Raw genomic sequence first — 13,721 nt, 5'->3', positions numbered from 1 at the left:
GTATTTCTAAGATATTTCTTAGCCTCAAATATCATATCATGTTTATTCAGGAATTTCTACCCTTTTAACGAAATTTGTAAAGGAAAACTACTTTACAAATCTTATTGCGCTTTATATTCAGCATATGCATTAACAATCGCAGTCACCATTGATTGGTTAGGTCGAGTACTTTCGCTAGTTAAGTGAGGTAAAATCACACTCACAGCAATTTCTGGATCATTAGACGGTGCATAAGCAACTACGTTACTATTAACAGTAACATGCTCTCCTACATTGGTTTCAGCCGTACCTGTTTTAGCAGCAATATCAAGAGCTGCACCTTGCATATATTTTCCTGTTGTAAAGATACCATTTCCATGTACCACATCATAAAAACCTTTTTGAATGATATCCATTTGCTCTGAGCTGATATCAACTTTGTTCAACTCTTTAGGTTTCACTTCCTCTTTTAGCTGACCCAGTGAACCGTCCTCTTTATTTTCATAAATACCATCAACGATACGCGGTGCAATCCGAGTGCCTCCATTTGCCACAGTTGAAGCATATTGTGCTAGTTGCATTGCTGTGTAAGTATCGTACTGACCAAAAGATAAATCTAGTAAATGACCTGGCATTGGTGCTAAATCTGAATCAAAGTCCTTATTAGAAAGTCCTGTTGATTCTCCTGGCAAGTCAATACCCGTCGAAACACCCATTCCATACTCGCCAAATGTCTTACGTAACACATTAAATAATGTAGGATCGCCAGTTTGATAAGGTAAAACCATATTGTATTGGTAGTCTGTTTTCATCATTTTTAATACTAATTTCATCATATAAGCATTTGATGAATATTCTAAAGCTTGTTCTGCGCTAAGCGGAATTTGATTTCCTGGAATCTTATTAAATACAGATGATTTCTGTTCACTTCCGTATATTTGTAGCGGTTCATCGATCAGTACATCATTTCCAGTAATCACACCTTGCTCATACCCAGCTGAAATTGTGGCTCCTTTTACTACTGACCCTGGTTCGAAAGCTTTATTGATCGTAGCCAATGGATTAGAGGTCAATTCATTCGTAGCTAAATCACGATCTAGCGCAACCATTGCCATCACAGCACCTGTTTTAGGATTCATGACAACAACGTATGCTCCATCTGAATACGCGGCATTTCCCGTTGCTAATAGCTGCTGGTACTGAGCTCTAACAACTTCTTCGATCTTCGCTTGAAAAGCCATATCGATCGTTAATTTTAAATTTTCCCCTTTTTTACCTTCTTTAACAGGTGTTTGTGTAAGTGCTTTTCCTTTATTATCTAATGTTACTTCTGAAATGCCTTTTTGGCCTTGAAGAACCTCTTCATATTGTTTTTCTAAATAGCTTGTGCCTACACGATCATTTAGTTCATATCCTTTTGTGATATATTCATCTACTTCCTCGGCAGGTAAACCAGCTTTTTGCGAAGAGACTTTTCCTAATAGACTTCTAAGATCCGTAGTTTGAGGATATTCCCGATCCCAGTCCATTCCTGTTGAAACCCCAGCAATTTCTGATGTATGCTCACCAATTATCGCAATTTCATTCTGAGTAACACCTTCATTTTTAATGAAAGCCGTATTTAATTCCTGAACAGCATTCATTCGTTTGAAAATCGTAGCTGCTTGCATAGTATGCTCATCAAAATTGATTTCTTCTGGTGTTACTTTTTCGACTGTTTTTACGTACAAAGTCCCCTCGTCCGTGATCTTGTTTCCTTTTTCATCTGTTCTATCTGCATCTGTTAACCGTTTTTGCGCAGCTTTCAAATTTTCAGGATTTGCTAACCAGAAATCTTTTTTATCTCGTTCTGATAATTCGTCTGCGGGTACATGAATCAAATCATTCACTTTATTTGCGACTGGTACTATATCTTTTGCTTGAACTTTTTTGCCACGTGTATATGTGATTGCTAAATTTGCTTTATTTCCTACTAATAAATTGCCCTTTGCATCATAAATCTCACCACGAGGAGCACTGGTTTTGATTCTTAATGCCGAATTTTCTTCGGCTTTTTGTGCATATTGCTGTCCTTCAGCGATCTGTAAATACCCTAAGCGAACGATCAACGCCACAAACAAACCAAAAATCACAAAAAACAATAAGTTCAACCGAAATGGAATATGTGATTTTTTACTTTTTTGTGTCATGGGTTCTTCATTATCATTTTTTAATTTATCTAAAAAGCTCAGTTTTTTCATTTATTCTTAATCCTCCATATGAGAAAAGTCTCGCTTCTCTATTGTAACGAAAAAACACAAAAAAAAATAGAGGGAATCCTCTTACTAAGAAAATATTTAATTTTTATTGAGTCAATGATGAAAAAAGTGTTTAGCTCCTCATGATTTCTTGGAACTAAACACTCTTTTTTCATCTCTTTGTTATTATCTTCTACTATAATTTGCTACATCTGCGACCATGCTATCCACAAAGATATTTAAATCGATCACTTCTGTTTCTTTACTACCATAGCGACGGATATTAACCGTTGCGTCATCCATCTCTTTATCCCCAACCACGATTTGGTAAGGGATTTTTTGTGTTTGAGAGGCACGGATCTTGTAACCCATTTTCTCATTACGATCGTCTACTTCAATGCGTAACCCTTGTTCTTGCAGGCGTTTTTTCACTTCATACGCATAATCAGAATGAGCTTCAACAGATACAGGAATAATAGTTGCTTGGATCGGTGCTAACCAAGTTGGGAAAGCGCCTTTGTATACTTCTGTCAAGTATGCTACGAAACGTTCCATTGTAGAAACGATTCCTCTATGGATAACTAGTGGACGGTGTGTATTTTCTCCATCTTCCCCTACATAAGTCAAATCAAAACGTTCTGGTAAAAGTGCATCGATTTGAATTGTAGAAAGTGTTTCCTCCATACCTAATGCAGTTTTCACTTGAACATCAAGTTTAGGGCCGTAAAAAGCAGCTTCACCTTCGGCTTCAAAATAATCGATTCCTGCTTCATCCGCTGCTTCTTTGATCATTGTTTGAGATCTTTCCCACATTGCATCATCATCGAAATATTTTTCTTTGTTATTCGGATCTCTTAAGCTTAAACGGAAACGATAATCTGTTACATCAAAATCAGCATAGACTTCCACCATTAATTTCAGTGTACGCAAGAATTCTTCTTTGATTTGATCTGGACGAACAAATGTATGCCCATCATTCAATGTCATTTCACGCACACGTTGTAACCCAGATAAAGCCCCAGATTTTTCATAACGATGCATCATCCCAAGTTCGGCGATTCTAATTGGTAATTCACGATAACTATGGATATCATTTTTATACACCATCATATGATGCGGGCAGTTCATTGGGCGAAGGACTAACATTTCGCCATCTCCCATATCCATTGGTGGGAACATGTCTTCATGATAGTGATCCCAGTGTCCTGATCTCTTATAAAACTCAACATTGGCCATGATTGGTGTATACACATGTTGATACCCTAAGCTGATTTCTTTATCTGTGATATAACGCTCGATTGTACGACGGATTGTTGCACCTTTAGGTAACCAGAATGGCAAACCAGAACCAACATCTGGATTAAGCATGAATAAATCAAGCTCTTTCCCTAATTTACGGTGATCGCGTTCTTTGGCTTCTTCACGCATTTTGATAAATTCTTTTAAGTCTTTCTTATCGAAAAAGGCTGTTCCGTAAATACGTTGCATCATTTGGTTGTTAGAATTTCCTCTCCAATACGCACCAGCTACTGATAATAATTGGAATACTTGAATACGACCAGTTGATGGTACATGGACACCACGACATAAATCAACGAAATCTCCTTGGTCGTAAACAGTGATGACTTCATCTTCTGGAAGCTCTGAAATCAATTCAACTTTGTAAGGATCATCCGCAAATAATTCTAGCGCTTCACCCTTAGAAACAACTTTACGGACGATTGGGTTGTTTTCTTTCACGATTTTCATCATTTCAGCTTCAATCGCTGGTAAATCTTCTGCTGTTATTGGATTTTCACCATTATCAGTATCATAGTAAAAACCAGAATCAATGGCTGGACCTACACCGAATTTGATCTTTGGGAATAAACGACGTAAAGCATTAGCCATTAAGTGAGCAGATGAATGGCGTAAAATACCGAGCGCATCCTCATGATCTGGTGTTACGATTTCAATACTTCCGTCTTCTTCGATCGGGCGAGTCAAATCTATTAATATACCATTGAATTTCCCTGCTAATGCTTTTTTAGCTAAACTGTTACTGATACTTTTAGCGATGTCTAACGTTGATGAACCAGCCTCAAATTCTTTGACTGCGCCATCTGGAAATGTGATTTTAATTGACATTTTTGTTTCCTCCTTTAGTAAATTATGATTGAAAAGATCGTGTATTCACTTTATTTGAACCGTACTTTGCAAAATTTTGAAAAAATGCAAAAAGTCCTAGTACCTGATACTAAATCAGATACTAGGACGAAAAGTTCGTGGTTCCACCTATTTTTAAACATAGCAAACAGCCATGTTCCTCAAGCGTATTAACGGTGCGACCGCCTTTGTTTCGACAAAGGTTGGAAAAAGTGGTCATTCCTTGTGCGGGTCTGGAAAATTTTCAGCCAAGATTTTCCTCTCTAAAAGACTGCTTGCAAGTTCAGTTGTCTTTCTCATCAATCATTTATGTGTTAATTTAAACACTTCTTGAAATAAAAAGCAAGTATTTCTTAAAAATGATTATTTTTTCCATTCTCCCCCTTGCGCATAGCGGCCTTTTTTCATTTCATTTACAATAACGTGGATATTCTCCTGAGGTGCTCCCGTATTTTTAGAAACGACTTCGGTTATTTCCTTGACCATGTTCGTTAGTTGTTCCTCACTGCGTCCTTCGACTAATTCTACGTGAATAAATGGCATGTTTTTCGCTCCTGTTCTGATAGTTTTAAAAAAAGTATTACTTTTTAGATATTCTTTTGCTCATTCTTTCAACTCTCTTATTTCTTCTTTCTATTTAGCAGAACCTAATTTCCCTTCTAATCGCTGTTGAATCGGAGAACATGAAAATCCCGGACTAACTATTTTATCAAAGAAACCACCAACTGTTCGTAAGTCTATTTCTATATCCTTTAAGTCTCTCGGATTTGTTCCTGCATAAGAAATCACGATTTGAGAGATCTCCACATGTTATTCCCCTCATACAAACTATATTCATTTGAAAACATTAATCTACTCTTTTATTATGCTCTGATTTAAGACCACCATAAAAAACTATCCTATCTAATTATTACCAAGAATATCTTTCTCTAAACATGATAATTCAAATTCATTTTACAAATAGCTATTACTTACTCATAAAAATGAATTATAATAAAATTTTATCATACATATCATTTGCTTAATAGTTTAAATCTACTTCAAGACGTTTATTTATTCCCTAAAACATAATATGACTATTTCTATTTGCTTGTTTTTCCGTATGTATTAAGATTTTTTAAATAAAAAAAGAAGCCCTACTGGACTTCTTTTACTTATTATTTTATGCTGGCTCACCATAATCAACCGGTTTGTCAAACTCTCCTGGCGCATCATCATAAATGTGTCCATAAATAATTACCGGCATTCCAGCATAGGCACCGTTGAAAATTTGAGCAACTGCAGCACCCGGTGTATTAATACAACCGTTACTTCCAAAATTAGTTTTATAAGCTTGTTTATTCCCAAAATATTCTGCTTTATAATCTGCATCATGGATTCCTATTTGAGTAACCACACCACCAAAGCTTTTTAATGGCATCCAATATTTTACAGGTACGCTATATTTTGAACCATCAAGCATTTCACCTTCTAATTTTGTATCTGTATCTTTGTACAAAATAGTGTGGAATCCTGGCACAGTTGCAGTCCCTTTATTATAACGACCAGTGATAACATCTGTTTCAACAACTTTAACACCATCTTTAAAGAAGTACATTTTTTGATCATTCAGATCAATTTCTACATAATCCTTATCAACTGTTGAAGATTGTGTCACATCACCATCAATCGGTACAGTGATTACTTCAGTATCTTTGTCACTGTTGATTGCTTGAACAAGTAGATCTCTCGTTTGTGGCATGTTGATATCCCAACCATAGCTACCATTGTTTTTGTATTTCGTTGTCACACCATGAACATTTTTAAAAATAATTGGTTTAAAAATCGACCCATATTTTTGGTTGGTTTGTTCTACCCAAGCATACACTTTATTTGGATCAACGTTACCTGCTGTATCCATAAATGATTGTAACTCTTCTTTGGTAAGTGTTAACTTTTCACCATTGATATCAAGCGTAATCGATTTATTTTCTTTTTTCGATAGTAATGTCAACTGTTCTTGTAATTTTTTATCGTCTTTTGTTACAGTCGGTTTTTGATAAAAATCTTTCACATCATAAACATAGTTACCTTTGTTTTCGTCAACATCTTTCAACACTTGGTTCATCAACGCTTCTTTATCAACCGCTGTTCCGATTTGTTCCGGTACGATTTGATAACTACCGTCAACTTTTTCCACCCGAGCATCTTGACTTGGTGTTCCTGCTTCAAATGAAAGCTCATTTAACTTGTTTTTTAATTCGTTCTTGTAGTCTTCATTAATTGGTAATTTAATTGAACGGTCACCAATATTTTGTTTCAAATACTCTTCTGTGATTTCATATTTTACAGGTAAAGCTATTTTTTCTTCTTTACCATTCATCTTAATCACAACATCTTCAGCTTTATTCAGCTGTTCTAGCTTATCTTTGGCTGCTTTAGCGTTCAACAAACTAATATCAACACCATTGGCCTTTGCTGTAATGAAAAAGTGCGATTGAAAATAGACAAGTCCGCCAGTGAATACTAATGCTAAACAAATCAACAAACCAACTAATGGAACTAACCATTTTTTCTTTTTATTATTTGGTTGATTTTTATTATGGGGTGCTCTTGCATTTTTTGCCGAGCGACTAACTGATTCTTCATTTTCCATTGAGCTATCTTCCTTTTTTATGATTTATATACTTATTTTGATGGATTACTTTTCCTGATCTAACAATAGTACAAAAAGAATGGGTGCTTCCTCTTGATTGCTTTAACTTTTCCCCTAATTATTGCTTTCATAACTGCATTTTAAAGACAGTGTAGTTAAAATTCCGGCAATCTTCAATTAATTTGCCTACATATGAGAAAAATTTATATTTTATATATATAAATGTTTATTTTTTAGTGAGCAGGAACCAACAAAATTTGATACAGTGTACCTACCATTCTACCACACATAAGGGAGAGGAAAAAAGACTATTTGACAATATATTTCGTTAAATTATTATTTATTTACATTAAACTTTAATCAGTCACTTAATAGCATCTTTTTTTCTGTAACATCACTCGATTGACTAGCTAATTCCACTCTAGTCTAAAAACTTTTGTATAATCTTTGACTTTTTCTGCAGTATTCTGATCATAAACCAAATTGTTCTTTTTGGAAAACACCTGAGCGTAATAATCGAACTGGTTTTGTAATGAAATCAAAGCATCCCATGCCAATGGAATACTGGCGATATTCATTGTTCTTAAGATGGCTTGATATTGTTCTTCACTTAAATAGTTAGGTAGATATTTATAATTTTTACCAACACTAAACTTGTACTCAATTTCACCTGCTACATACCAAGAGAGCAAACGAAGAAGTTCTTTTTGGCAGATTTCATTTAGATGATCCGCTGCATAGAATAGTTCATTACGGTATAATCCTTTAACAACGTATGTACTAACCCACCAAAATTCATTACAACAATCCGAAAACTCAGCTTGACTTGGCTGTTTGACCCAGTAATCTTGATCGGTGGCAACACTTAAATTAGGTAATATATGATTTTTATCTAATAAAACCTCAGCTAACCGATCACCTTCATTCCAAGTATTAGCCTGCTCTTTTGGACATAAGGTTAAGTCGATCCGGTTACCATCTTCAAACAACATTAAATAAGTGAACCTGCCATTTCCAGTTGGCGGGAATAATGTCATATCTTCTGGTGTTTGCATAATTAAACGCGAGCCAAATTTATCGATCCATGCCGTCTCTTTAACAAAGTCTTCAACGGATTCTACAACGTAAACAACATCATAATCTTGAAATAAATCTCTCGGAGCAGCTTTATTGGTTCGCGAACCATTTAGCCCAACTGCCAATATTCTAGAATCGTTTTTCGCTGTATCTAAAATTAGTTGAAACATTTCTTTTTCTGTTCTCATAATCTCCTCCAGTTTTACCTTCTATCTAAAGTATAAGATAAGTTGACAGTTATGTTATACTTTTTCTTAAATTCGTTAAAAAAACTTTAAAATAGAAAGGATGCACACTGTTCAATCGCTTTATCTACTACACTAGATAAGAAAGGTTGTGGTGTTATGAAATGGGTGAAACGAATGATGTTGATTATTATAGGTTTAGGAATCGTGTATACAGGTCTCATTTTTTGCTTAATTTTAAGCGGAACGAAAAATCAACCTACAAAAAAACCTGATTCTGTACTTATTTTAGGTGCACAAGTAAAAGGTTCTTCAAAAGACAATGCTTATCCTAGCACTGTTTTAAAAGAGCGACTAGATGCAGCTATTCCATATTTAAAAGAACATCCCAAGGCTATTGCTATCGTCTGCGGCGGACAAGGCTCTGATGAACCTGATAGTGAAGCCAATGTAATGGCCGAATACTTAAGAGCCAATGGACTATCACAAGAACAAATACTAATTGAAGATACCTCTACTCGGACAAAAGAGAATATCCAAAATGCCCAAAAGAAACAAAAACTAGGAAATACGGTTATTGTTACAAGCGATTTCCATATGTATCGAGCAAAATTATTAGCAAAACGTTTGGGCATCTCTGATATTAGTGGACTTCCTTCAGTTTCTAAATCTTCTGCTGTATTCAAAACCTATATTAGAGAGATTTTTGCCTTAGGATATGGATTAATTTTTGACCATTGATTTTGAAGGTCGATCTTTCATACACAGAAAAATCCCCGCCCTTTGAGAGTGGCGGGGATGGAATTAAAAATAAAAAATAGGTTCACTATAACGGTATGTTACTGGATAACCATGAAGAAAATAGATACTTTCTTTCATCCTATTCCTGCTTCAAAAATCGTTTTACTATCTAATTATTTTTGAAGCTACTTGTCTAGGTTCTTTTTTAATTCTTCATACTTTTCATGCTGTTTCTGTTGTTCTTTTTTCAATTTTTGATTAAAGTAATAAATAATCCCCAAAATTACAACTAATATCCCCGCACCTATACTAATCACAAGTGTCCAAGGAAACCCAAGTTTTGGATTAGGAGGTAGGTTAATAGCTGTAGCATTATATTTTTTTGCTTCTTTTTCCTTTATCACAAATGTTTTCTCCCAGGTCCAATCCTTATAACCATCATTTGCTTTGATTTTAACTGTATAGTTTCCAGCAATAAATGGTTGCTCTTTTAAATCGATCTTATAATTAAAGTTGGTGTTTGGGGCCATAGCTAATGATTCTTGATGGTTCTCATACCTTGGCTTCGTTTCGTTTTCATAATAAAGCTTTGCATCTAGCTGTAATTTTTTGACCATGGCGGGTTTTTTATTTTGAAGATTCATAATTACTGCATTATTTCCGTTAAGTTGAGTTGCCTGCACCTTGTTCAATGCCAATTCTGGTTTGACTTCTTTATCTGTCTCGCTCAGTAAAACACCTACTACATAAGAAAAACGATTACCAACTGCTAAAGCGCCTTTACTCTTTTCTTCCGCCTCTCCTTTTTGCTCAAAATAAAGGCCGCCTAAAACATATCCGTCAAATGACTCTTCTGGAATTTCAACAATACATTCCATTATTTTACTTGATTTTTTAGGCAAAACGATGTTTTTCGGCATCTTTGCAATTTCGCTAAATGTAAAAGCAGCTGATGAGTCTTTTTTGGTATCAGAATAAGAATAATCAACTATTCCATTATCATTAGTAATGGCTGAATTTGCTGAAGCTTGAATAGTAACATCCTCTTGCGTATCATTTATCAACTCTACACTAAGTATCTGCTTCTCACCTGGAACTACTCTTAAGTCAAAATAACTAACTTCCTTACTACGCTGATTCTCCGGTAAGATTGCTTTAACATTAAAATTAATCTCACTTGCTTGACCGTCGATCCCAGAACTCAAAAACAATAATAATAAAATAATAGCAAATCCTAGCTTAGATATCCTCATATTCATGATCAAAACTCCTTTTGCATACAACTCGTTCTATTTAGGCCCTAGACAAACCTAACAATTGATTTGTTTTGGGCCTAAACACTAAATAAATGCTTTTCCTCTCTGTTGGAGACTTTTCAAAATTAGACTTTTTTTATTTCGCCATTATAACGGACTATCGTTTAATGTCCAAGTAAGTGTTGTCTTATATTGATTATTTGTCAATTTTGTCGTTGCGTTAGGAACAGTCAATTTGACGCCTTGGGCTGCTCCTGTTCCTGAACCAAAAGCAAGTGTCCAAGTCCCCATCCCAGTAGAAACCGCTGCAGTAGCAACTGGTGAAGATGCCGCACCTGTTGGATCTAATGTTACAGGTACAGTTAACGGTGCTAGTGCGATTAATTCAGTAGAATTTGGGGTTGCAGCTACCATACTCATCTGAGCATTCGTCAACACAGCTGGTGTAGTATCAGCTGTTTGAAATTGACCATTTTGTTTTACAGTTAATTTCCAACCAAGATTTAAGCCTCGTTTGTCAGTCACTTGAGCATAGTTAGGAACACTGATCAATGTAGAAAGTGAATTTTGAACTTGATCGAGTTGGGCATAATACGTTGCATCAGCGGCTTGGATAACTTTTGTTCCAAAGTGAAAATTTGATACATAGTCTAAACTTAGTGGTCCCCCCGTTCCTGGTTGATGAGGATCACCTGGATTAGGCGTAACAGGAGATGTTGGATCAGTCGGATCAACAGGGGGTGTGATTGTCGTATCTTGGGAAAAACTAATATCTGCATTTGATGTTAAAGAACCTACAGCAACTGCTTCTCCAACCGTTCCGCCAACAAAAACAAATGAACTAACTATAGCAACTGTAGCTAAAGAACCTAGAATTATTTTCATCTTTACTGCCTTCTTTCTTTTTTTATTTTAACTTCTTATTTTTTAAGAAGCCAAATCCAAATTATAAAGGAGCATCTGATAAAATCCATTGTAATTGTGCTGTGTATGATTCATTTACATTGATATTTATACTAGGAGTCAAATTTAAAAAAACACCGTTCTGCTGATTCCACGAAATGACGACATCATTGTTATTAGGAGATGTATAGGCATACGCTTCAGAAGCAATTGCTGTTATCGTGGTATCCTGCCCATTTTTCCGATAGACAAATGCTTGATTGATCGTTTTACTTGTTGTGGTGGACTTCATAGGCTGGCTTTCTCTGACGAGTAAATGCCACTGACTTTTCGCTACTCGTCCATCCGCTACAACCAAAGAAGTATCAACATTATTAGGGCTGTAAGTTGTTGTTTTAGTAGGGACTGGGATACGTTTAAATGAAATTTGTTTAGGTGATTGGACAAATCGTAATGTACCATCTCCGACTGCAATTGAATCAGTAGTATTTTTCGGAGCAAATGCCGTTCCACCACCGTCTACTCCACCAATAATACTAGAAAATGATAACGATTGACCTGTCATATTTTGAGCTATAACCCCGGTATATTGCAATTTAAAGCTAGTATTTGGTTGTGTGAAATTATTGCTTGCAAGAGAATTTTGGTAATACCAATATTGCTGATTCAAACTAGAATCTGTTAGAAGCTGAGTTCCCAGTACAGGCGTTTGAACACCTGTGCTAGAGATTCGAGTCAAAGACACTGAACTTAATTGTGTTAACTCATTAGGGATATAAGCTTTTAACATTTGCTGACCCCAGGTCGCTGGCTGATTCATCAAAGTAGTGGTCAATGTATAGCGAACAGTTTGGCCCGTCACAGCAGAAGGGGCAACTTCCCAATTTCCTTGTGCATTCAGTCTTTCAATCGTCTGTATACTAGAAATTGTTGGGGCTAAATATGGAACCATTTGATTATAGCCCGTACTTGTGACTAAAACAGCACCTGTTCTGTTACTTAATCCTTGTACTGTTAAACTAACTGTTTCACCGCCATTAAACATTGGTAAATTTGAAAACTGGAAACTTCCGTTTGCGTTTAAAGACGTTGTATAGATCGTTCCAGCATTTATCCGTAGTGCAACTTGATACGTTCCTGCACTTGTTTGTACGGCAGTTCCTGAAAGTTGCGTGGATCCTGGTGTCGTTGAGCTAGTCGTTACTGGTTGGATCGGCCAACTTACTGATTGTGAGGCCGAGGGTAGACTCTGGATATAATTACTTGTTGTCTTTGATTGTGCAATAACGAGTGCTGAAACACTGTCCCCATACTGTAAAGCATCAACTAAAACTGTGCTGAAATTTCCAGAAATATCAACGGGTATACCATTAATAACTATCGGGGTTGAGGTTCCATCAGAACGGGTAACTGTCAGTTGAACAGTGTAATTGTAAGCGCTATTTTGCACTTGTTGAATCTTACCACCCACCGTTGTTTGTAAATTCAAAAGAGGACTATCTAAAATAGGCGCTGTGACATTCGGAACGCTGGTCCCAACTGACATAGAAGGAAGAGCAATCACGCCTGACTTTGACACATTTCCTAAAACTAAGTTGATAATATTTAATCCATCTGTTGATGAACCAAATACGCCTTTAATAGGATAATTTATGCCATTACTTGCCGGTGGAATTGTAATACCATTTTGATACAAAATTGCTACATCAAAACTAAAACTAACCGCCCAGCGACTCAGCCCCAACAAAGTGACAAGATTGGTAGGAAATGTTACATATACTGAGTTATAAGTACTACTGTACGCCAACGTGAATCCTCGTGTCGTATCATGAATATTATAGGAAGTACTTCCAATTATTGGGGCAGGAACGGTCACCGTTCCAGTGAGTAATGATAAAAAACTCTGTTGCTTTGCCGTACTACCATTAAGTTGATTCGCTATTTCTGAGGGTAATTGAAGTATGATTACAGGCTGCCCCCCCAGAGATAGATCTAGTGTTGGTGTGTAAGTATACGTCATTGTGATAATTGATTGTCCCGTTGCACCCGTTGTATAAGTTCCACTAAGTGAACCTGATCCAACAGTAACCAGACGCTCCTGAATATCTCTCGACGTTTCAGTTTGCTCATTATACAACTCAGTTTGTTCCTCTACTATTTCATCTTCCGCAAAAACTTGATGGAAATTGACTAAAAGAGTACTGAACATCAGCCCTACTAAAAATAAAAATAACCATTTACGTTTCACACTGACACCCCCACTAGCTAGTGATTGCTTAATAGCATTTATTTCCAATAGTATTAACTAATATAAAAATATAATTTAAAAAGTATTATACTTAAAAATAAGAAAAGAATACTTCATGTCCTTAGATTGATTTTATACTGATGCTAAAATAAAGTAAAATATTTGTGATCTTTTTCTTAGTATTTTCAATAAAAAAATAATTCTATTAATAGAACCAGCAAAAGAAAATAATTTTAGTAAAAAGTAACCGTTTCTATGTTAAATATCTATTATTCTCAAAAATTTCGATAAAATGCTAAATATTTGAGAATTTAA

General features: G+C 35.7%; 10 protein-coding genes. 1 reads left to right on the top strand and 9 read right to left on the bottom strand.

Translation table 11 applies throughout. The features are described 5' to 3' along the window. Positions 1-101: 101 nt before the first annotated feature. From I580_RS00180 to I580_RS00160, 6 genes are all read right to left on the bottom strand, one after another. Positions 102-2,219: a peptidoglycan D,D-transpeptidase FtsI family protein gene (locus tag I580_RS00180; protein WP_010773344.1), complete on the bottom strand. Its 2,118-nt coding sequence runs from the start codon at positions 2,217-2,219 to the stop codon at positions 102-104. Positions 2,220-2,402: 183 nt separating this feature from the next. Then, complete coding sequence (gene thrS, locus I580_RS00175; RefSeq protein WP_010773345.1) at positions 2,403-4,343, bottom strand: threonine--tRNA ligase; 1,941 nt, start codon at positions 4,341-4,343, stop codon at positions 2,403-2,405. Between the two features lie 381 nt (positions 4,344-4,724). Next, positions 4,725-4,904, bottom strand: a complete 180-nt coding sequence (locus tag I580_RS00170; protein ID WP_010773346.1) for a 2-hydroxymuconate tautomerase — start codon at positions 4,902-4,904, stop codon at positions 4,725-4,727. 90 nt (positions 4,905-4,994) lie between these two features. Further along, positions 4,995-5,168, bottom strand: a complete 174-nt coding sequence (locus I580_RS16860) for a hypothetical protein (protein ID WP_010773347.1) — start codon at positions 5,166-5,168, stop codon at positions 4,995-4,997. 355 nt (positions 5,169-5,523) lie between these two features. Next, complete coding sequence (locus I580_RS00165; RefSeq protein WP_010773348.1) at positions 5,524-6,996, bottom strand: L,D-transpeptidase family protein; 1,473 nt, start codon at positions 6,994-6,996, stop codon at positions 5,524-5,526. A gap of 410 nt (positions 6,997-7,406) precedes the next feature. Then, complete coding sequence (locus I580_RS00160) at positions 7,407-8,261, bottom strand: aminoglycoside 6-adenylyltransferase (RefSeq protein WP_010773349.1); 855 nt, start codon at positions 8,259-8,261, stop codon at positions 7,407-7,409. A 156-nt stretch (positions 8,262-8,417) separates the two neighbouring features. Here I580_RS00160 and I580_RS00155 point away from each other — a divergent pair, with 156 nt between their 5' ends. Further along, positions 8,418-8,999, top strand: coding sequence for a YdcF family protein (locus I580_RS00155; RefSeq protein ID WP_010773350.1), 582 nt, complete (start codon positions 8,418-8,420; stop codon positions 8,997-8,999). Positions 9,000-9,184: 185 nt separating this feature from the next. Here the strand turns inward: I580_RS00155 and I580_RS00150 are convergent, their stop codons facing one another. From I580_RS00150 to I580_RS00140, 3 genes are all read right to left on the bottom strand, one after another. Next, positions 9,185-10,258, bottom strand: a complete 1,074-nt coding sequence (locus I580_RS00150; RefSeq protein WP_010773351.1) for a WxLIP family cell surface protein — start codon at positions 10,256-10,258, stop codon at positions 9,185-9,187. Positions 10,259-10,402: 144 nt separating this feature from the next. Then, the gene (locus I580_RS00145) at positions 10,403-11,140 is read right to left on the bottom strand and encodes a WxL domain-containing protein (protein ID WP_010773352.1); all 738 of its coding nucleotides are present in this window, start codon (positions 11,138-11,140) and stop codon (positions 10,403-10,405) included. A gap of 61 nt (positions 11,141-11,201) precedes the next feature. Beyond that, positions 11,202-13,406: a hypothetical protein gene (locus I580_RS00140; protein WP_010773353.1), complete on the bottom strand. Its 2,205-nt coding sequence runs from the start codon at positions 13,404-13,406 to the stop codon at positions 11,202-11,204. Positions 13,407-13,721: the final 315 nt, after the last annotated feature.

Source organism: Enterococcus caccae ATCC BAA-1240 (genome assembly GCF_000407145.1).
Classification (GTDB): domain Bacteria; phylum Bacillota; class Bacilli; order Lactobacillales; family Enterococcaceae; genus Enterococcus_L; species Enterococcus_L caccae.
This window is presented reverse-complemented; position numbering and strand designations above follow the sequence as displayed.